The organism is Acinetobacter sp. HR7 (genome assembly GCF_000773685.1).
GTDB lineage: Bacteria > Pseudomonadota > Gammaproteobacteria > Pseudomonadales > Moraxellaceae > Acinetobacter > Acinetobacter thermotolerans.
The window spans coordinates 1-20,072 of the sequence record NZ_JPQO01000057.1 but is presented as its reverse complement, the minus strand read 5'-3'; the positions used below and the strand labels follow the sequence as shown (position 1 = coordinate 20,072).

20 protein-coding genes are annotated in these 20,072 nt (G+C 45.4%); 10 read left to right on the top strand and 10 right to left on the bottom strand.

The window, feature by feature from the left end; all coding sequences use genetic code 11:
* Window positions 1-76: 76 nt before the first annotated feature.
* Window positions 77-445: an HPF/RaiA family ribosome-associated protein gene (locus tag GW12_RS03890; protein WP_034583661.1), complete on the bottom strand. Its 369-nt coding sequence runs from the start codon at window positions 443-445 to the stop codon at window positions 77-79.
* Between the two features lie 240 nt (window positions 446-685).
* Between GW12_RS03890 and puuE the strand changes: the two genes are divergently transcribed.
* From puuE to GW12_RS03860, 6 genes are all read left to right on the top strand, one after another.
* Window positions 686-1,660 carry an allantoinase PuuE gene (gene puuE / locus GW12_RS03885; RefSeq protein ID WP_034583658.1) on the top strand — a complete coding sequence of 325 codons (975 nt, stop codon included), beginning with the start codon at window positions 686-688 and terminating at the stop codon, window positions 1,658-1,660.
* 146 nt (window positions 1,661-1,806) lie between these two features.
* The gene (gene uraD / locus GW12_RS03880; RefSeq protein ID WP_034583655.1) at window positions 1,807-2,310 is read left to right on the top strand and encodes a 2-oxo-4-hydroxy-4-carboxy-5-ureidoimidazoline decarboxylase; all 504 of its coding nucleotides are present in this window, start codon (window positions 1,807-1,809) and stop codon (window positions 2,308-2,310) included.
* Window positions 2,307-2,633, top strand: coding sequence for a hydroxyisourate hydrolase (gene uraH, locus GW12_RS03875; RefSeq protein WP_034583651.1), 327 nt, complete (start codon window positions 2,307-2,309; stop codon window positions 2,631-2,633). The genes uraD and uraH overlap by 4 nt, the downstream gene beginning before the upstream one ends.
* Before the next feature lie 38 nt (window positions 2,634-2,671).
* A complete protein-coding gene (locus GW12_RS03870) occupies window positions 2,672-4,030 on the top strand; it encodes a nucleobase:cation symporter-2 family protein (protein ID WP_034583648.1) in 1,359 nt (452 codons plus the stop codon).
* Between the two features lie 121 nt (window positions 4,031-4,151).
* Window positions 4,152-4,880: an outer membrane protein OmpK gene (locus tag GW12_RS03865; RefSeq protein ID WP_034583647.1), complete on the top strand. Its 729-nt coding sequence runs from the start codon at window positions 4,152-4,154 to the stop codon at window positions 4,878-4,880.
* 75 nt (window positions 4,881-4,955) lie between these two features.
* Entirely contained in the window at window positions 4,956-5,468 is a 513-nt protein-coding gene (locus GW12_RS03860; protein ID WP_034583644.1) for a GNAT family N-acetyltransferase, read from the top strand.
* A gap of 133 nt (window positions 5,469-5,601) precedes the next feature.
* Here the strand turns inward: GW12_RS03860 and hpxO are convergent, their stop codons facing one another.
* Complete coding sequence (hpxO, locus tag GW12_RS03855) at window positions 5,602-6,759, bottom strand: FAD-dependent urate hydroxylase HpxO (protein ID WP_034583643.1); 1,158 nt, start codon at window positions 6,757-6,759, stop codon at window positions 5,602-5,604.
* A 218-nt stretch (window positions 6,760-6,977) separates the two neighbouring features.
* On the opposite strand from hpxO, the gene alc reads away from it, so the two are divergent.
* The 3 genes from alc to GW12_RS03840 all read left to right on the top strand — a co-directional run bounded on the left by alc (window position 6,978) and on the right by GW12_RS03840 (window position 9,375).
* On the top strand, window positions 6,978-7,985 hold the full coding sequence (gene alc / locus GW12_RS03850) for an allantoicase (protein WP_034583642.1): 1,008 nt from the start codon (window positions 6,978-6,980) through the stop codon (window positions 7,983-7,985).
* 109 nt (window positions 7,986-8,094) lie between these two features.
* Window positions 8,095-8,595 (top strand): ureidoglycolate lyase, encoded by a 501-nt coding sequence (locus GW12_RS03845; protein ID WP_034583640.1) that lies wholly within the window; start codon window positions 8,095-8,097, stop codon window positions 8,593-8,595.
* Between the two features lie 84 nt (window positions 8,596-8,679).
* The gene (locus GW12_RS03840) at window positions 8,680-9,375 is read left to right on the top strand and encodes a hypothetical protein (RefSeq protein ID WP_034583639.1); all 696 of its coding nucleotides are present in this window, start codon (window positions 8,680-8,682) and stop codon (window positions 9,373-9,375) included.
* A gap of 61 nt (window positions 9,376-9,436) precedes the next feature.
* Here the strand turns inward: GW12_RS03840 and urtE are convergent, their stop codons facing one another.
* From urtE to GW12_RS03800, 8 genes are all read right to left on the bottom strand, one after another.
* The gene (urtE, locus tag GW12_RS03835) at window positions 9,437-10,135 is read right to left on the bottom strand and encodes an urea ABC transporter ATP-binding subunit UrtE (protein ID WP_034583638.1); all 699 of its coding nucleotides are present in this window, start codon (window positions 10,133-10,135) and stop codon (window positions 9,437-9,439) included.
* Between the two features lie 10 nt (window positions 10,136-10,145).
* Window positions 10,146-10,964: an urea ABC transporter ATP-binding protein UrtD gene (urtD, locus tag GW12_RS03830; protein ID WP_034583636.1), complete on the bottom strand. Its 819-nt coding sequence runs from the start codon at window positions 10,962-10,964 to the stop codon at window positions 10,146-10,148.
* Entirely contained in the window at window positions 10,961-12,034 is a 1,074-nt protein-coding gene (gene urtC / locus GW12_RS03825; RefSeq protein WP_034583633.1) for an urea ABC transporter permease subunit UrtC, read from the bottom strand. Before urtC ends, urtD begins: the two co-directional genes overlap by 4 nt.
* Window positions 12,035-12,038: 4 nt before the next feature.
* A complete protein-coding gene (gene urtB / locus GW12_RS03820) occupies window positions 12,039-13,676 on the bottom strand; it encodes an urea ABC transporter permease subunit UrtB (RefSeq protein ID WP_034583630.1) in 1,638 nt (545 codons plus the stop codon).
* Window positions 13,677-13,769: 93 nt separating this feature from the next.
* Window positions 13,770-15,053, bottom strand: coding sequence for an urea ABC transporter substrate-binding protein (gene urtA / locus GW12_RS03815; RefSeq protein ID WP_034583628.1), 1,284 nt, complete (start codon window positions 15,051-15,053; stop codon window positions 13,770-13,772).
* A gap of 357 nt (window positions 15,054-15,410) precedes the next feature.
* Window positions 15,411-15,965 (bottom strand): DUF6714 family protein, encoded by a 555-nt coding sequence (locus GW12_RS03810; protein WP_052127877.1) that lies wholly within the window; start codon window positions 15,963-15,965, stop codon window positions 15,411-15,413.
* On the bottom strand, window positions 15,965-17,845 hold the full coding sequence (gene parE / locus GW12_RS03805) for a DNA topoisomerase IV subunit B (protein WP_034583626.1): 1,881 nt from the start codon (window positions 17,843-17,845) through the stop codon (window positions 15,965-15,967). Before parE ends, GW12_RS03810 begins: the two co-directional genes overlap by 1 nt.
* Window position 17,846: 1 nt before the next feature.
* Window positions 17,847-18,440, bottom strand: a complete 594-nt coding sequence (locus GW12_RS03800; RefSeq protein ID WP_034583624.1) for a YqiA/YcfP family alpha/beta fold hydrolase — start codon at window positions 18,438-18,440, stop codon at window positions 17,847-17,849.
* A 251-nt stretch (window positions 18,441-18,691) separates the two neighbouring features.
* On the opposite strand from GW12_RS03800, the gene GW12_RS03795 reads away from it, so the two are divergent.
* Window positions 18,692-20,023: a hypothetical protein gene (locus tag GW12_RS03795; RefSeq protein WP_034583666.1), complete on the top strand. Its 1,332-nt coding sequence runs from the start codon at window positions 18,692-18,694 to the stop codon at window positions 20,021-20,023.
* The last annotated feature ends 49 nt before the right edge of the window (window positions 20,024-20,072 follow it).

Genomic DNA, 20,072 nt, shown 5'->3' with positions numbered 1-20,072 from the left:
AATACCCAAAAAAATGCCAGTCAATCTCTTAACTGACTGGCATTACCCCGATGGGGGCTTTTCGATAGAAAGACATTTATTCTTCTACGTCAGTGGTTTCTTCTTCCGCTGCCAGTTTTGGCTGAGCACCACGGACATTGTCTTTTTTCTCAATCACATGTTCCAGACTGCGTTTTAAGCGGTCAATTGCACCGTGAATCGCTGTGTCAATATTATGACCATGATGGTTGACTACAACTGGTTTCAAGCCAGCAGGACGTGCTTCGATCATGCAACGAATATCGTCATCGCCACCTTTGGCAGCATTTTCATCACTGAGATGCACTGAGAAACTGGTGATACGCTCACTATGGCGTTGGAATTCCTGATTTAATTCGGTACGAACGTAAGTAATTAGGCGGTCGCTGTTGCGGATATTTTTATCGGTACGGAGTTCGATGTTCATATAATACCATCCTCAAATCATTGTAACTTTTTAGTGCAAAATTATTATCTTGGCACGTTTGTAGCTTGCTGCTTTGTATTGCATTTCACTTCTTCAAATCGCTTTGGAATCAACCCTCCACTTTGAATGATGAACACCTTTTTGAGTCTGCAGATCCGTGTTCTTATACTTTGAATATCGGGCCTAACTCGGAAATATGCAAGTGATATTTTTATTTTTTTAGCAAAAGGACGACCGATAGTGACAACTGCTTACTTACGCGGAAAACAACTTATTGAATCTATACAAAAGCAAGAATATTCACGCGATTTAATCGGCTATCACGGAAAACCGCCACATGCGCAGTGGCCCAATCAGGCACGCATCGCAGTACAGTTTGTTTTGAACTATGAAGAAGGCGGGGAAAATCATGTCGAGCATGGCGATGCCGGATCAGAGCAGTTTCTGTCTGAAATCGTTGGTGCGGCCAGCTTTCCAGCCATTCACCGTTCCATGGACTCAATGTATGAATATGGCTCCCGTGCCGGCTTCTGGCGTATTCATGAAGAATTTAAAAAACGTGGCTGGCCAATGACTGTTTTTGGTGTCGGTATGGCACTGGCACGCAATCCTTATGTGGTCGAAGCGATTAAGGAAGCGAATTACGATGTGGTGTCACATGGCCAGCGCTGGCTGCATTACCAGAACATGGATATTGAAACTGAACGTCAGCATATGGATCAGGCCTTGAGTGTTCTGACAGAGCTGTTCGGTGAAACCCCAATTGGTTGGTATACCGGTCGTGACAGCCCCAATACCCGCCAACTTCTGGCTGAATTTCCTGAGATTCAATACGATTCTGACTATTACGGCGATGACCTCCCATTTTGGAGCACTTTAACTACACCAGAAGGTCAAAAACGCCCTCATTTGATCATCCCCTATACATTAGAGTGCAATGACATGAAGTTTAGCTCGCCAGGCGGCTTCAATTCCGGCGAGCAGTTTTACCAATATTTAAAAGATGCTTTCGATGTGCTCTACAGCGAAGGTGAAACTGCACCAAAAATGATGTCGATTGGCATGCACTGCCGACTGCTCGGACGTCCGGGACGCTTCAAAGCCTTACAACGCTTTATGGATTACGTACAGAGCCATCACAAAGTCTGGGTTTGCCGCCGTAACGATATTGCACAGCATTGGTACAAATACCATTTTCCTGCGCACCAAGATTAGTCATTGAACTAAAAAGCAAAAGGGAGCGATCTGCTCCCTTTTTTATTTTCCAATTCCACTATCTCTTGCCAGTCATACCCTTCCCTGCAATTTGGCATTGTTATTGCAATTTTCAGTGAGAAACCAAGAAAAACAAGGCTTAAATTGTGCAATTAACTGAATTTAACCAGGCTTCTGATAGCGATATTCAACTGCTGCTCAAGCAGTGTGTGCATATTGATCGTTGGGCAAACGAACTCAGCTCACAGCGTCCTTTTGCCAGTCGTGAAGATCTACTTGAGGCTGCGAAAAGACAGGCGCAGACATGGACATGGGAAGAAATTTCCCAAGCACTGGCGACTCACCCACGTATTGGTGAAAAACAGGCGCAGGCGGCTTTAAGTGCCAAAGAGGAAAGTTTTTCCGAACGTGAACAAGCGGCCATTTCCCAGGATGAAGAAACCCAGCAAGCGTTGCTGAAAGGCAATCTGGCTTATGAGAAAAAATTTGACTTCATTTTTCTGATCCGTGCTGCAGGCCGTAGCAGTGAAGAGATTCTGACTGCGCTGAATTATCGACTGGTCAATGATCTGGATACGGAAAAACGCATTGTTCATCAACAACTTTTAGAAATTGCCCTATTGCGTTTGGCACAGGAGATTGACGCATGATCAGCACCCATATTCTAGACACTCATTTGGGCAAACCTGCAGCCAAGGTAGAAGTGAAACTCCTCGATGCTAATGGCCAGGTATTAGCCACAGCCCAAACCAATAGCGATGGCCGTGTGCCGGTGCCAGACTTTGGTCTGGAAAGCATTACCACTGGTGATTACAGCATCGAATTTGCCATCAAACCTTATTTTGATGCCCAAGGTCTCGCGACCTTCTTTCCGAAAGCAATCATCCATTTCAACATTCCGGATGCCACCCAGCATTATCACATTCCACTCCTGATTAGCCCTTTTGCTTATTCGACCTACCGCGGTAGTTAAGCCAGGCCACACATGATTTAGAAAAAGAGGGATTTTATATGTCAGAACAAGAAAAAGTGGTCTCACCCGAACATGAATTTTTAGGGGCAGGCAAAAGTGCTGCTTATGGCTTGCAGCATGTCCTGACCATGTATGGCGGCATTATTGCCCCACCACTCATTGTCGGTACTGCTGCGGGCTTAAGCGGTATGGAAATTGGCCTGCTGATTGCTGCGGCGCTATTTGTCGGTGGTCTGGCGACTATTCTACAAACCGTCGGAGTAAAATATGTCGGCGCCCGGCTACCGCTAGTGCAAGGCGTTTCTTTTGCCGGCGTTGCCACCATGGTCGCGATTGTGACGACTGGAGGAGGCTTGCAGGCAGTTTATGGTGCAGTCATTGTTTCTGGCCTGATTGGCTTCTTCCTGGCACCATATTTTTCCAAGATTATCCGTTTCTTCCCTCCGGTAGTCACCGGTTGTGTAATTACCATTATTGGTCTGTCACTATTGCCAGTCGCTGTACGCTGGATGATGGGTGGCAATAAAAATGCAGAAACCTGGGGCAGCGCAGAAAATATCGGTCTGGCGCTGATGACCCTAGCGATTGTAATTCTGCTCAATCTGTCTCGCAATGCAGCGATCCGTCGTTTATCCATTTTGCTAGCGATTGTACTCGGAACTATTTTTGCTGCTTTGCTGGGCTTTGGCGATTTTTCTAAAGTAGCTGATGGTGCATGGTTGCAGTTCCCGAGCTTCTTTGCTTTTGGCATGCCGGCCTTTGAACTGACAGCTATTCTTTCCATGCTGATCGTGACTTTAGTCATCATGACCGAAACCACGGCAGACATTATTGCTGTCGGGGAAATTGTAGGCACTAAAATGGATGCACAACGTATTTCCGATGGTCTGCGTGCCGATATGTTATCTAGTGCAGCAGCACCCATTTTTGGCTCCTTTATGCAAAGTGCTTTTGCGCAGAATGTGGGCTTGGTCGCGATCACTGGCGTGAAAAGTCGCTTTGTAGTAACTGCCGGTGGCGTCATTCTGGTGATATTGGGCTTATTACCAATTATGGGGCGTTTAATTGCCTCAATCCCGGTACCAGTACTCGGTGGTGCAGGGTTGGTACTTTTTGGAACTGTGGCAGCCAGTGGTATCCGCACCTTGGCGAAAATTGACTATAACGACCAAAAGAACCTGATCATTGTTGCCACCTCAATTGCTGCGGGCATGGTGCCGATTATTGATCATAGTTTCTATGCCGATTTCCCGAAATGGGTACAAACCCTGTTCCATTCTGGTATCAGTTCTACCTGTTTAATGGCGATCGTGCTGAACCTCTTATTCAACCATCTCAATCTGTTTAAGAGTAAAGCATTGGCTCCTGCCGAACAGGTTGTGGATTCACACCACTAATTCATTTTCATGAAAGCTGGTCGGAAAATTGCATATAAATTTCGACCAGCTGTTAAATTTTAACTTTATTTTTACCCATTAATCTGTATGCTTTATCTGCTTTCTTGGGGGAGAACTTTAAATGAAACTTAAACAAATCGTAGCGCTTGGCGCACTTGCTTCTGCTGCAGCTTTTACGCAGGCAGCACCAATCTGGCAAGACTTTAGCCTGACTGGTTTGTATGGTGAAAACTATGCATATCCATTCCAAGGTGAAGATAACCACCAAACAACCATTACTGCTGAATATGCAGCAGGTCTTAAATATGGTGATTTCTTTGCTTTTGCTGATCGTAGCCACACCGATGCAGGCAATGAAACTTATTTCGAGGTTTCACCACGTTTAAGCTTAGGTGCTGTAACTGGTCAAAAACTTGAAGTAGGTCCAATTAAAGATGTATTAATTTCCACTACTTGGGAAGGCGGTTCAAACTTCAATAACTACCTATATGGTATTGGATTTGCATTAGATATCCCATATACAAGCTATGCAAATATTAATTTCTATAAGGCTGTAAATGATAATACTAAAGATGATTATCAAATGACCATTACTTATGCTGTGCCATTTAAAATTGGTGGTGAAGAATTCTTAGCAGATGCCTTCCTGGACTGGTCAACAGCTGAAGATGAACCTAATCACGCAAGTGAATTAAACTGGACAAGCCAATATAAATGGAATGTTGGTAAGCACATTTCTCCTGAAACCAAACTATATGTTGGTGTTGAACACTCTGTTTGGCACAATAAATATGGCTTTAAAGATCTAGACCAACACGATGTCAGTGCCCTTGTGAAGTATCACTTCTAAGAGATGGTATCTTAAGAGCAGAACTTCGGTTCTGCTTTTTTATTCTTTGAAAAAATTGATCAGCAAGTATGTCCCATGAATCAATTCCTGATCCGTCCAGCAACAGTAGAAGACCTAGAACGTATTGGTGAAATCTATAATCAGGAAATCCGTGGCGGGACAGCCACCTGGAACTATACTACTCACACCATGGCTGAGTTTCAAAACTGGTTCCAGCATCTGCAAAAACATCAGTTCCCTCTACTGGTCGTTGAAGATCAATCTAGTGGGAAAGTCATAGGCTATGCCAATTATGATCAGTTCCGTAGCATTCAGGGCTTTTATAAAACGGTTGAGCACTCGATCTTTTTACATCCAGACTACACTGGGCAAGGGCTAGGAAAACAATTGTTGTTACGCTTGATTGACATTGCCAAAAATCAGGGTATGCATGTCATGGTGGCTGCGATTGATTCAGAAAATACAGCTTCAATTCATCTGCACCAAAAACTGGATTTTGTACAAACCGGCTATATGCCACAAGTGGGAGAGAAATTTGGTCAGTGGCGTGATCTAGTGTTAATGCAACTTAATCTGGATCAACCTTAAATTGAATCCATTGTTTGAAGGATCTTTAAATTAAATTCGCAAGAAAAAATAAAGGGCTCCTAGAAGCCCCCTGCTGATAAATCGCTACTGTTATTATTTTATGTATTTTTTCTCATGAAATTTCATGCAAGTTTTAGTCCAATGGATTGCCAATAATATTGCTGATAATCCCTTTCATGATATGAGGACCTTTCTCGCGGCGCAATTCTTCATACCAAGCCAAGGTGACTTCTTCATCCTTCATATGGGTGACATCACAGCGTTTACGTGCACACAATACCAGTTCATTGGCTCGTTCATTACGCTTGTTTTGGTAACGGCGTAGAGAATCCTGCAAGCCCAGTGTATTAATTTGCAGGGCACGAGCTAAATAAATCGCATCTTCCATCGCCTGACAGCCGCCTTGCCCAATATCCGGTGTAGTACTGTGGGCTGCATCACCCACAATTACGACGTTACCTTTGTAGAAATCGGTAAATGGCTCAATGTCATGAATTTCTACACGGTTGGTACGCTGCTCATCAATTGCATCAATCAGGTGCTGCACCTGAGGACACCAGCCTTTAAAGTATTCTTTTAATAAAACTTTGTACTGACTGCGGTCATTTTCCAGACCCGCTGGTAGTGGCACATCAAAGAAGAAATAGAAACGGTGATCCGCCACTGGCATCAAGGAAGCACGTTTGCCCTCACCGACAAAAGTGGTCCATTGATCCGCTGGAGCCAGATCAGGAGAAATTTCCACCAGACCGTTCCAATTCACATAACCGGCATAACGGCGTTCAACCTTTTCACCCAAAACATAAGCACGGGTCATAGAATGCGTACCATCCGCCCCCACAAGAAGCTCTGTTTGCACTTCTGAACCATCGGCAAATCGAACGGTTACCTGCTGACCATCATCTACTAGTGCAACCATCTTTTTGCCCAGATGAATATCTTCACGACCGAATGCATCCATTAGCATATTTTGCAGTTCGGCACGCGATACCGGATAAGGACGCTGCCCGACTTCTTCAATCAGCGGATATAGACTGAACTGGGTCATCACATCACCAGTTAAACCATCCACATAAGCCAGATTGTCCATCTGCCCACCCAGTTTAGCCACATGTTCAGTCAGGCCCAGATAATTCAGGCATTTCACCCCATTGGACCATAAAGAAATAGCGGCACCTACCGGCAGAATCTGTTCGGCCTGCTCATAAATGCTGACCTGATGACCAAACTTTTTTAATGCAATGCCTGTGGTTAAGCCTGCCATCCCGGCGCCAATAATGGTGATGTTCATTGTTCCCCCTATGTTTTTTCATCTTGATCCATCTGGAGGAGACAAAGCGAAAACTGTGCCATTTCCTCAAGTGTGGCAGTCAATTGCACTCAAGTTGGCACATGCTGTGCATTATTTTTTGAGACTAATGCCTTGTTTTGGGGAGAAAAAACCAGGCAAGTGGCTATTTACAGCCTGAAAAGAATCACAGATGAATGAATTTAAAATGGAAGATCAATATGGCAACCCTATTTGCACCAGCTTTTGAAATCCCTGCACAATTACAGCAACTTACTAATCTTGCAGATGAACGTATTGGTGCAAAAGTACTGCAATGCTCGGATGAGTTCTTTGCTGAAGCACAACGCATGCTGCAATTTGCAGCACCAATATTCGTAGAAGATAAGTTTGATGATCATGGCAAATGGATGGACGGCTGGGAAACCCGCCGCAAGCGCCATGCCGGTTATGACTGGGCTATTGTCAAACTTGGTGTGGCCGGAAAAATTCGTGCACTAGACATTGATACTACTTTCTTTAGCGGTAACTACCCAGCCTCTGCTGCTGTTGAAGCCTGCTATGCACCAGATGAGAACCTGGATCAAGCAGAATGGCACCAAATTTTACCAAATAGTATATTAGGACCGAGCCAGCACCACATTTTTGACGTCAATTCAGACACAACTTATACCCATTTACGTTTAAATATCTATCCAGATGGCGGTGTGGCACGTCTGCGTGTTTATGGGGATGTGCAGATTCAGCTGAAAGACAGCAATGAAACACTGGATCTGCTGGCGCTAGAAAATGGCGGCCGCGTGATTGCCTATAGTGATGCGCACTTCGGCCATCCACGTAACCTGATTAACCCGGGTCGTGGCGTCAATATGGGCGATGGCTGGGAAACTGCGCGTCGCCGTGCACCAGGTTTCGACTGGTGTATTCTGGCACTCGGTCAGGCTGGGAAAATTGAAAAAATTGATCTTGATACAGCACACTTTAAAGGTAACTATCCTGCCGAAGTATCGATTCAGGCAGTCTATGTCAAAGATGCAACAGATCCACAGCTGATTCCACAAAGCATGTTCTGGCCGTTCCTGTTAGAAGCTCAGCCTATGCAGATGGATCATGTGCATAGCTTTATTAATGAAGTGCTGGCACATGAGAAAATCTCACATATCCGTGTGAACATGATTCCAGATGGTGGCATTAGCCGTATCCGGCTGTGGGGTAAAACCACAAACTAAGTTTATGTCATCTCTCTCCACAAGATGACGATTGTTGGCTCAGTCGTATGACACTTTAAGTTTTACGACTGATGCTTCTTTTTAGATGAACTGACCACTTAAAAATAGAATGAAACAGTACGTTAAAATTCAAAAACTCACCGCAGAAAATTTTGTCCCTTTCGGTGAAGTGATTGGCTGTCAGGGCAATGACTTTTTTCATATCAATGATGCGCATACCGAGCGCTATCATGCCCTTGTGACCACTGAAATTATCGGTGATGCCAAAGCTGGGATCAGTATTTTTCGGAACATCAAAAACACTCAGGTACCGTTTGAAGTCTCGATGCTGGAACGCCATCCGAATGGTTCACAGGCCTTTATTCCAATGCAGGGTCAGAAGTTTCTCATCGTGGTTGCACCAGCTCTGGATGCGGATACGCCAGATTTATCCCAGCTATGTGCATTTATCAGTGATGGGACTCAAGGGGTAAATTATCGTGCAGGAACATGGCATCATCCCCTACTGACTTTGGAAGCACCAAGCGATTTTGCGGTAGTGGATCGGATTGGGGGTGGGCATAATTGTGATGTGTTTAAATGTAAAGACAAAATAATGATTTCCCACTAAATTATCGAACTGAAATTATTATCAAAAAATTAAGAGTATTAGGTTATGATTTTCTTATAAAAATAGCTATTTTCTAAAAATATCATGACATCTGAATCAATATTCCATACTAAAAATTTAGTGGCAATCATTCCATTAATCTATGCCGCCTCTATATGCATAGCTGTTGTGAATCTACTGGGCTATTATCAATATTTTGATGCTATTTGGATTCTCAAAGAATTTTCTGTTTCCTATATTTTAATATATTCAGCAGGATTCTTCTTCGCAATCATAACTGGCTTTTATTTCGCATATCAAATATACAGAATCAGATTACTCAATCAAAAAGAATTCAGTTTTAAAGATCTAATTATAAAGAGCACTTATATTATTCTGATTATTTTATTTTTGATCGGAGTTTTATTTTATATTGATAAAATAAATTCTGAAATCATTGTGTTTTTTAGTTTATATACTCTTGTATTTATTGCAAATTATACCTATTTAGCCATTCATGATAAAAGTTATGTAGATGGTAATTTTAGATCCCAAATAAAAATACAGATGGCTATTTTTATGTTTGTAGTATGTTTAACTTCAGGATATTACAATGCAAAGCTCAAATTCTATCTAGAAGAGTTCTATACAGTAAATTTAAAAAATAACTCTGAAAAATTTCATTTGTTAGAAACTATCGGAGATAAAGCTATTATTTTTACACTAGACTCTTCACCTCCTAAAAAAATGAAATATAAAATCGTCGATATAAGTGATCTAGAACTCATATACAAGGATTGAAATTCAAATTCCTATGAATCCCTCCAAACCTCCCTTTTTCAAAGGGAGGCTTCTTGAAACATCAAATCGCCACCAACTCGCGAATCCCCTTCTCTGGCATTTCACTACCCGCACCTTGCGCGACAACCTGCCCACGCGCCATCACGGTATAACTGTCCGCCAGCTCTTCAGCAAAGTCATAGAACTGCTCAACCAGTACAATCGCCATCTCACCGCCATCAGCCAATTTACGGATGACTCGGCCAATGTCTTTAATAATGGATGGCTGAATACCCTCAGTCGGTTCATCCAGAATCAGGACACTTGGTTCAGAAGCCAGTGCACGGGCAATTGCCAACTGCTGTTGCTGACCACCGGATAAATCCCCACCACGGCGATGCTTCATTTCATCCAGCACCGGGAAAATTTCATAAAGATGCTCCGGCACTTTACGGGTTTTGGCACCTTTAAATTTGGCCATACCGATCAGGATATTTTCTTCCACGGTTAAGGTCGAAAAGATATCCCGACCTTGCGGCACATAAGCCAGACCTTCACGCACGCGCTGCTCTGGGCTGAGCTTGGAAATGTCCTTGCCATTCAGCAAAATCTGTCCGGATTTAATCGGCAGAATCCCCATCAAACATTTCAACAAGGTGGTTTTACCGACGCCATTTCGTCCCAGAACCACCGAGCATTCACCAATCGGTGCAGTAAAGGACACATCACGCAGAATATGACTGCCACCGTAAAACTGATTGACGTCTTTGACTTCTAACATAACGGTCTCCTTAACGCCCTAAATATTTTTCAATGACTTCTTCATTGGCCTGGACTTCAGCCAATGTGCCTTCTGCCAAAATCGCCCCTTGTGCCAGTACCGTGACTTTTTCACTAATGGTGTCGATAAAACTCATATCATGTTCCACTACAACCAGGGTATGGTTCTTTTTCAGTTCCAGACACAGCTCTGCGGTACGCTCTGTTTCAGCATCGGTCATGCCTGCCACTGGTTCATCTAGCAAAATCAGCTTGGGACGTTGCATCAATAGCATGCCGATTTCCAGCCACTGCTTCTGACCATGTGACAGCAGTCCAGCAGGCTTGTTAATAAATTCCTGCAAACGGATCTGTTGCAACGTTTCATCCAGTGCATTTTGTGCATCCGGATCCAGCTTGCTAAAGAAACTTTTTTTCACCCGCTTGTCTTTCGGTGCGGCCAGGAGCAGATTTTCCATCACGGTGAAGTTTTCAAAGACCGTCGGTTTCTGGAATTTACGTCCAATCCCCGCTTCAGCAATTTCTTCGGTGCTCATTTTCGACAGGTCATAGGTCTGACCGAAGAATGCAGAACCTTCCGTTGGACGGGTTTTGCCGGTAATCACATCCATCAGGGTGGTTTTACCGGCACCATTTGGACCAATGATGCAGCGCAGCTCACCTTCTTCGATGTACAGCGATAAGTCATTTAAGGCACGAAAAGCATCAAACCAGACACTGACTTTTTCCAGGTAAAGTGCAATCCCATGGCTAAAGTCTGCACCGTGTTCTTTTGGACGGCCATAGCCTTCAGAAGCATGGCCGCCATGAGGTTGTAGAATCTCGCTCATTCGCTACGCTCCTTTTTAAAACGGTCAAAGATGCCAATCACGCCTTTCGGCAGGAACAGGGTCACCACGATAAATAGCGCACCTAAAATCAGTAACCAGGCTTCCGGATAGGCCACCGTGAAATAGGTCTTCACGGCATTAATCAAGCCAGCACCGAGGATCGGACCGATCAAAGTACCACGGCCACCAGCCGCTACCCAGACGGCCATTTCAATCGAGTTCACCGGGTTCATTTCACTCGGGTTAATAATCCCGGCTTGTGGTACATACAATGCACCCGCAATCCCGGCAATCACTGCAGAGAGTATCCAAGCAGACAGCTTGTACCAGAGCGTGCGATAACCGAGATATTGCAGACGGTTTTCACTGTCCCGAATTGCCCCCAGTACGCGACCATAGGGCTTGTTCATCAGGTGGCGTAAACCGATAAAACACAGCAATAATACGAGTGCCGTGATAAAACACAGGCTGGCACGCATTGGTGCAGAGGTGATATCCATACCGAGAATGGTTTTAAAACCGGTAAAACCATTATTGCCGCCAAAGCCGGTTTCATTACGGAAGAACAGCAGCGCAGCAGCAAAGGTCATCGCCTGGGTAATAATCGAGAAGTACACCCCTTTGATTTTGGAACGAAACGCAAAGAAACCAAAGATGAAAGCAACGAGACCTGGTGCTAACACAACCAATAGCATTGCCCACCAGAAATGGTTAGTCCCCACCCAGAACCAAGGCAGCTCGGTCCAGCTTAAGAAACGCATAAAGTCAGGCAAGCCATCACCTGCTGACTGGCGCATCAGGTACATACCAAAAGCGTAACCGCCCAGTGCGAAATACAAACCATGTCCTAGACTCAAAATGCCGGCATAACCCCAGACCAGATCCAGTGCCAAAGCCACCAAAGCCAGACACATGATTTTGCCAATCAGGGTTACCCAGTAAGCAGATAAGTGTAGTGCCGAATCGGCAGGTAACAGATGCAGCCAAGGTAAAATCAGCAGGATTGCGAAGCACACCGCAATCGCAACGGCGCTATAAGGTTTATCGGAAAGTAATGATGTGATTTTCATAGGCCTACTCCACAAATCGTCCCTTGATGGCAAACAAACCTTGTGGACGCTTTTGAATGAACAAAATCACAAGAACCAGAAGAATAATTTTGGCCAGTACCGCACCCATACCGATTTCCAGTACCGTGCCGCTGACACCCAAGCCTAGTGCAGCCAGTACCGCTCCCCAGACCTGCCCCACGCCCCCGACAACAACCACCAAGAAGGCATCAATAATGTAGTTTTGGCCAAGGTCGGGGCCGACATTACCCACCTGCGCCAATGCACAGCCAGCCAGCCCAGCCAAACCGGAACCCAGCCCAAAGGCCATCATGTCGATACGGCTAGAACGAATCCCCACAGCACGTGCCATCTGACGGTTTTGCGTTACCGCGCGAACAAACAGGCCAAAACGGGTTTTATTCAGTAAGTAAACCAGCAGCAGAAGTACCGCTACGGTAAAGACGATAATGGCAATCCGGTTATATGGCAGCATCAGGCTTGGGGTCAGGGAAATCCCGCCGGAGAGCCAGGAAATGTTGGAAACCTCAACGTTTTGTGCACCAAAGATCATCCGCACGACTTGCATCAGGATCAGACTCACCCCAAAAGTTGCCAGCAATGTTTCCAGCTGACGGCCATACAGCGGACGGATCACGGTACGTTCGATCAGCATGCCAATCAGTGCACTGACCAGAAAGGCTGCCGGAATTGCCGCAATCAGGTACCAGTCCACATAGCTGCCGAGATAGGATTTAAACAGGCTTTGCACCACATAGGTGGTGTATGCACCAATCATAATCAGCTCACCATGCGCCATATTGATGACACCGAGCAGACCATAAGTGATAGCGAGACCCAGTGCCGCAAGCAGCAAAATGCTAGCTGTACTCAATCCTGAGAATACGTGCCCAGTCCATTCACTGGCCTGAATACGGGTCTTGATACTGCCCTTGGCATCCAGCAGTGCCGCTTTTAAATCAGCATGCAGATTCGGTTGTGCCAGTTCACTTTCAATCATGGCCAGCACATCGGGACGGTTGGATTCTTTCAGCACTTGAGCAGCCTGGATTTTGACCAGCACATCATCCGATGTGTAGTCCAGACGTGCTTTCAGCTGAGCAATACGTGCTTTAACGCTGTTATTTTTTTCAGCCAAATAGAGCTGATTGATACTTTTTATATCCAGTTCAGATAAGTTATTTTCTAAAATATCAATCGCTTCTAGACGCTGTGATGCTTCTTCAGATTTTAATTTCTTTTGTGCCTGAGCAAAGGTTAAAGCCTTATTCAAGGTATTCACCAAAGTCACCTGTGACAGATCAGATGGCCAGGTCTCAACCGGTGCCAGATCTGGATAACTCAGCAGTTGATCTTCTGCTTCCAGAATATAAGTGTTGCCAACACTGTCACTATACAGCTGGTCATTGGCAACATACTCTGCCAGCTGATCCAGCAATTCGATACTGGCTGGCCATTGATTCAGCAAGGCACGACGCTTGACAAAATCCCCGCTGACAAACTGCTGAATCGCATCGCCTGTGGCTGCAGGCTGAACTGTTGCGGGGTTTTCTGTAATTTGAGTATCCGCATAAGCGCTATTGAATAAAAAACACTGACTCATGATCAGCAAAATAGCGGCGAATTTTAGGCGAGTGAACATGGCTGTCCCCCCTATAAATGTAGAACTTTTACCGTTTGGAAAAGGAAAAAATCAAAAAAAGCCCGCTGCCGAGGCAGCAGGCCAGATATCACCTTATTTAGGAATGTATGGGCTCCAAGGCTCAGCCTGGATGGTTTTAGGTGTCTTATAAACTACGTCGAACTGACCATCCGCACGGATCTGACCAATCATCACAGGCTTGTGTAAATGATGGTTGCTGGCATCCATTTGTAACTGATAGCCTGATGGTGCATTGAAAGTTTGACCTGCCATCGCTTCACGAACTTTATCAACATCGGTAGAACCGGCTTTTTCAACCGCCTGTTTCCACATGTTGATCCCCACGTAAGTCGCTTCCATTGGGTCATTGGTCACAAACTTGTCGGCATTTGGCAGTTTAAAATCAACTGCGTACTGCTTCATTTTTCCAGTGAATTCGGTATTGGTTGGATTCTTCACAGACATGAAGTAGTTCCACGCTGCCAGGTGACCTACCAATGGTTTGGTATCAATACCACGCAGTTCTTCTTCACCCACTGAGAATGCCATTACTGGAATATCAGAAGCTTTGATGCCCTGGTTGCCCAGTTCACGGTAGAACGGAACATTTGAGTCACCATTGATAGTCGAAATCACCGCAGTTTTCTTACCTGCAGCAAATTTCTTCACATTACTCACGATGGTTTGATAGTTACTATGACCGAATGGTGTGTACTCTTCCATAATGTCTGCATCAGCAACGCCTTTAGACTTCAGGAAAGCACGCAGAATCTTGTTAGTGGTACGTGGGTAAACATAATCGGTACCCAGCAGCACGAAACGTTCTGCTTTACCACCTTCTTCACTCATCAGGTATTCCACTGCAGGAATCGCTTGTTGGTTAGGCGCAGCACCGGTGTAGAAAATGTTTTTAGACTGTTCCTGACCTTCATATTGAACCGGATAGAACAGCAGACCATTCAGTTCTTCTACCACTGGCAATACTGATTTACGTGAAACAGAAGTCCAGCAACCAAAAATAACCGCGACTTTATCTTGAGTGATCAACTGACGTGCTTTTTCAGCAAACAGTGGCCAGTCAGATGCCGGATCTACCACCACTGGTTCTAATTTTTTACCCAACACACCACCGTTGGCATTGATCTCATTGATTGCCATCAGTGCAGTATCTTTCAATGATGTTTCAGAAATGGCCATGGTGCCTGACAAAGAGTGCAGGATACCAACTTTAATCGTTTCACCACTAGTTTCAGTTGTTTTAGTTTCTGCTGCCGGAGCTTCTGCCTTTTCTGCAGGTTTTGAACATCCGGTTAATACAACAGCCCCTGCCACGGTTGCGGCTAAAATAGTTTTAGTCAATACATTTTGTTGGAACATCTTTTGTTTTCTCCAAACTTTTGTCAGGCATTTCGGTGAATGCATTTTTAAATCTCGAGAGAACAATTCAATTTCTGTGCCAAACTGAAGAAAATAAAACAACAAGATGTTCAAACTGTTAGACAAACAGTATTATTGGTATGACAAAATATCATACCGAAGATCAACGGTGATCTATATCGCAGGGCTTTTCGAAGACTCATAAACAGGACATTCTGAAAATGGCGTTCAAACTCAAAATATTCTATTTTTCTACCCTGCTCAGCAATGGTGCATTGCGGTTTTTATGACCAGCACCAATTTAAAGCATAAAAAATCCCGCAGTTGCGGGTTAAAAGATATGACAAAGAATCTAACCTAATGAGACCAATATCCTTTTTGTAATGTTGTGAAAATTGAATCACGTTGCAATTCATCATCTGGATCGGAAGCAGCCCAATTCAGATAAGCCTTAACCACTTCTCGTTGTGCTTTATTTAACAGATGAAACTGATGCAATTCATCATTCATTTTGCATAACCGACCAGCCAGATTAAACCGATATTTCCCTTGTAGATCAGTAATCAAAAATGCCGGCAAATGGAAACGCATACCTTGAGCATCAAAAAATCCCAGGCTGCTATGACAATCATTTAAATCTTGAGCAGAAATATTCGACCAGTTGGATTTTTCATCCTTCTCACGTAAAGCACCACGCTCTGCTAAAGATTTATAATCATCAATGCCTTGTGCTTCCCATAAGCCAATGCCATCACCTAAGCGGACATTGGCAAATGCGGTTTCGATCTGCATTTGAATATCCTTCATCGCCTGCCATAAACAGAGGGTTTCTTCAGCATCGGCTATGGTCGCAAGATCATAGCCACGCTGTTTCATCTCTTGAATATCTTCCGGTGAAGGATAGGTTTTCATTACACCACGATATCCGCCAGATTACCTTTCTGTTCCAGCCAGTCCTTACGGTCACTGGCACGTTTCTTCGCCAGTAACTTATCTAACAGATTAGCCGTATGCTGGGTATCATCCAGATCCAGCTGTACCAAACGGCGCGTATTTGGATCCAGGGTAGTTTCACGTAACTGGCTGGCATTCATCTCACCCAGTCCTTTGAATCGGGTGATTTGTGGATTCTTGGTTTTGCATTTTTTCAGGATACTTTCCAGCTCATCCTCATCCAGCGCATAGTAGACATCTTTATTGTCATCAATACGGAATAGTGGTGGCATCGCCACAAACAAGTGCCCTTCTTCGACCAGTGCCGGGAAATGTTTCACGAACAGAGCACAGAGCAAAGTTGCGATATGCAGACCATCCGAATCCGCATCAGCGAGGATGCAGATCTTGCCATAACGCAATTCAGACAGGTCATCCGAGCCTGGATCAACCCCGATCGCAATCGCGATGTTATGCACTTCCTGAGAGGCTAGGACTTCATCAGATGCCACTTCCCAAGTATTCAAGATCTTTCCGCGAATCGGCATGATGGCCTGGAAGTTCTTGTCACGGGCCTGCTTGGCAGAGCCACCCGCAGAATCTCCTTCCACGATAAACAGTTCAGACTGATCCAGATCATGTCCGACACAGTCAGACAATTTGCCTGGCAGGGTTGGACCCGCCACAATTTTCTTACGTTCAACTTTTTTTGCGGCTTTCAGACGGCGACCGGCTTTGGAAATCGCCATCTCTGCCAACTGCATGGCGATATCAGAATTCTGGTTCAGCCACAGTGCAAAAGCATCTTTGGCAATATTCTGCACGATGCCCGCGGCTTCACGGCTGGATAAACGCTCTTTGGTTTGACCAGAGAACTGCGGCTCCTGGAATTTCAACGACAGGATATAGTTCACCCCATCCCAGACATCTTCGGCAGACAGTTTCATGTTGCGTGGCAAAAGGTTACGCAGCTCACAGAACTCACGCATCGCATCGGTCACACCAGAACGCAAGCCATTCACATGAGTACCGCCCTGCGCGGTTGGAATCAGGTTAACATAGGATTCCTGGATGCTTTCGCCGCCTTCCACATTCCAGCAAATCGCGAATTCCGCGCTGGCACGTTCGGCATCCCCTGTGGCAACAAAGGCTGGTGCTGGAATGATTTCTCGGTCTTCCAGCTCATCCATCAAGTAATCCACCAAGCCGTTTTCAAACTGCCAGGTAATCTTTTCATCATTGATCAGGTCAACGTAGTTGATCTCTAGACCCGCTGCCAGAACGGCTTTGGCTTTCAGGTTATGTTTCAGTGCTTTTAGTGCAAACTTCGGTGAATCAAAATATTTAGCTTCCGGCCAGAACTGTACAGTTGTCCCAGTCGCGCGTTTGGGTGCCTTGCCTTCAAGGACTTCTAAAGGACCTGTTGGCTCACCATTTTCAAAGGCCATTTTGTACAGGTTACCCTGACGCTGCACGGCCACTTCAACCCGGCTCGACAGCGCGTTGACCACGGAGATCCCCACCCCGTGCAGACCGCCTGAGAACTGGTAATTATCGGTACTGAACTTACCGCCCGCATGCAGCTTGGTCAGGATAATTTCGATCCCGCTCTGGCCATATTCCGGGTGAATGTCCACCGGCATACCACGGCCATTATCTTCTACCGACAATGAGCCATCTTTATGCACCGTCACGGTAATCTTGTTGGCATAGCCCGCCAGTGCCTCATCTACAGCATTATCAATCACTTCCTGCGCCAGATGGTTCGGACGAGTGGTATCGGTATACATGCCCGGACGACGACGGACCGGGTCCAGACCAGACAGAACTTCAAGAGATTGAGCCGTATATTGAGACACGTTATTCGGTTTCCTTTTTTATGCAGTCCAATAAAAACTGTAAGACCAGCGGAATCTTCTCCGCAAAATCATCCATCCCGTGATTGCCATTGGCCTCAGTCATCAGCATCGCCGGGGGACGAGCAGCACTATAATAGCGATGTGCTTCACGATAATCCAAAACTTCATCGCCTTGTTGCAGCAGCACCAGTATTTTGTCTGCATCTTGTGCAGTTGGCAGCGCCAAGGCCTCAAGCTGCTCAAGATCTGCCTCATCCAGGCACCAGTTCGGATGTACCTGCAATGGCAGTTCATCATCGAACAGTTCCCGGAACAGCTGCCATGGTCGCATGGCGGGATTGATCAGTACAGCCGGTACAGCATGCCTGGCGACCAGATGTGTCGCATAAAAGCCGCCCAGGCTACTGCCGACCAGTGCGACGTCTTTCATTGACCCGATCAGCTGCGACACCCGCTGAATTGCATCCACAGGTGGCATGTTCAGGTCCGGTAAATGCACCTGAACTTTAGTATGTTTTTCACAGTAATCTTTGAGCAGCTGTCCCTTGATAGACGCGGAACTGCTTCTAAAGCCGTGCAGATAGATGACATTCATCGCTTATTAACAAAAACGCCTATATTCTGATCAAAATTTATTTTATAAGTAACATATGGATCACGCTTATCTAATTCATTTTTGGTGAATTGTCTGACAAAAAACACTGTGCAGTGCTGTATTCCCCGGTATTTTAAGAATATTCCCAGAATAATTAGAAACATCGAAATTCAGAAGAATTTATACCGCGAACATCTTGAAAAAGAAAGATCACTTTGGATGTCCGCATGATTGATGAAGGACAGGATCCGATGCCAAGCTTAACGCCATTGCATGAAACCTACTGTAAGTGGGACCGTACCCCACCGAGCCAGGCAGATGTACTGGAGGGTCTGGCTCAGCTTGTGACTATGCGATTCAGCGAGGTGACTCAAGAACTGATCAAGACTATCCAGCGGGATATGCTATTGAGCTTCTTTGGCCTGAGTGAGAAAAATTCGGAAAAACTACAAAACCTGCCTGCGATTGTCCGTTTGTATCAACATTCTTATGACATGCTGTTCCATTATGGGAACACCTTGGTGGCTCCTAGCCTGCGTGGCATCATTACCAAATTCCCGCGTTTGCATGACAAGCCTTTAACACCAACACTGCATTTTCTGATTGGGGTGATGAATGGGGTCATTGGCGACTACCTGGTGAAATATCAGAACCCAATGGCACTACCGATGGTGGTCTATGACCATTATGGCTCCTTACAACAAGGCGAACTGACCGGGCGAATAACCCTGTTTGTGCATGGTCTGTGTATGAATCACCTGAGCTGGTCTACTAACAAATACAGTGGTATCGGGGAAAAATTGCTGGCGCAGCGTGACCACAACACCATGCTGTACCTAAACTACAATACTGGGCGTCGTATCTCGGCCAATGGCCGCAGTCTGGCCCATACCCTGAATGATTTAGTCACCCGTAATCCCGGCATTACCAGCATTGACCTGATTGGACACAGCATGGGTGGACTGGTCTCGCGCAGTGCCTTGTTCTATGGCAAACAGCATGTCTATGACTGGGTGCATATGGTGGAAAATCTGGTCTGCCTCGGTTCCCCGCACCACGGCGCCGCACTAGAGCGTTTCGGTTTTAGTCTGCAGGACAAACTGGGACGTTTTCCTTTTGGCAAGATGATCGGACATATGGTGAATATCCGCAGTAACGGTATTCTGGACCTAAGGCATGGTAGTGTTCGCGATGATGACTGGGAGCATAATGAAGTCCGCATTGGCCTGATGGACGATAACCGTAAGCCAGCACCTATTCCCTCACATGTCAAAGCTTACTTTGTCGCAGGTACCATCGAATATGAAAACCGGCATAATCGCACCCGTAATGTTATCGGAGACTATCTGGTCAGTGTAAAAAGTGCCTTGGGTGAACACCCTAACCCGCGTTTTCAGCTAAAAATTCCGGATGCCAACAAAGCGATTTTCTACGGCCTGAATCACTTTGAAATACAGTGTCATCCGCAGGTCGCAGAGCAGATTGCACGCTGGTTCTATCCAAGCAATGAAGACAAAGACTTCCATCAAATCCATGAATATATGATGGATCTGGAAAGCGTGGAAGGTATTGCACTCACATGATTTAGCTGTAAAAAAAGCCCTCAATCGAGGTAATGCCAGTCAGTTAAGC

Bases quoted from the DNA above. Each gene is read 5' to 3' on its own strand.
- GW12_RS03890 (WP_034583661.1), bottom strand. From the start codon at position 445: ATGAACATCGAACTCCGTACCGATAAAAATATCCGCAACAGCGACCGC.
- uraH (WP_034583651.1), top strand. From the start codon at position 2,307: ATGATCAGCACCCATATTCTAGACACTCATTTGGGCAAACCTGCAGCC.
- GW12_RS03870 (WP_034583648.1), top strand. From the start codon at position 2,672: ATGTCAGAACAAGAAAAAGTGGTCTCACCCGAACATGAATTTTTAGGG.
- GW12_RS03865 (WP_034583647.1), top strand. From the start codon at position 4,152: ATGAAACTTAAACAAATCGTAGCGCTTGGCGCACTTGCTTCTGCTGCA.
- GW12_RS03860 (WP_034583644.1), top strand. From the start codon at position 4,956: ATGAATCAATTCCTGATCCGTCCAGCAACAGTAGAAGACCTAGAACGT.
- hpxO (WP_034583643.1), bottom strand. From the start codon at position 6,759: ATGAACATCACCATTATTGGCGCCGGGATGGCAGGCTTAACCACAGGC.
- alc (WP_034583642.1), top strand. From the start codon at position 6,978: ATGGCAACCCTATTTGCACCAGCTTTTGAAATCCCTGCACAATTACAG.
- GW12_RS03845 (WP_034583640.1), top strand. From the start codon at position 8,095: ATGAAACAGTACGTTAAAATTCAAAAACTCACCGCAGAAAATTTTGTC.
- GW12_RS03840 (WP_034583639.1), top strand. From the start codon at position 8,680: ATGACATCTGAATCAATATTCCATACTAAAAATTTAGTGGCAATCATT.
- urtE (WP_034583638.1), bottom strand. From the start codon at position 10,135: ATGTTAGAAGTCAAAGACGTCAATCAGTTTTACGGTGGCAGTCATATT.
- urtD (WP_034583636.1), bottom strand. From the start codon at position 10,964: ATGAGCGAGATTCTACAACCTCATGGCGGCCATGCTTCTGAAGGCTAT.
- urtC (WP_034583633.1), bottom strand. From the start codon at position 12,034: ATGAAAATCACATCATTACTTTCCGATAAACCTTATAGCGCCGTTGCG.
- urtB (WP_034583630.1), bottom strand. From the start codon at position 13,676: ATGTTCACTCGCCTAAAATTCGCCGCTATTTTGCTGATCATGAGTCAG.
- urtA (WP_034583628.1), bottom strand. From the start codon at position 15,053: ATGTTCCAACAAAATGTATTGACTAAAACTATTTTAGCCGCAACCGTG.
- GW12_RS03810 (WP_052127877.1), bottom strand. From the start codon at position 15,965: ATGAAAACCTATCCTTCACCGGAAGATATTCAAGAGATGAAACAGCGT.
- GW12_RS03800 (WP_034583624.1), bottom strand. From the start codon at position 18,440: ATGAATGTCATCTATCTGCACGGCTTTAGAAGCAGTTCCGCGTCTATC.
- GW12_RS03795 (WP_034583666.1), top strand. From the start codon at position 18,692: ATGCCAAGCTTAACGCCATTGCATGAAACCTACTGTAAGTGGGACCGT.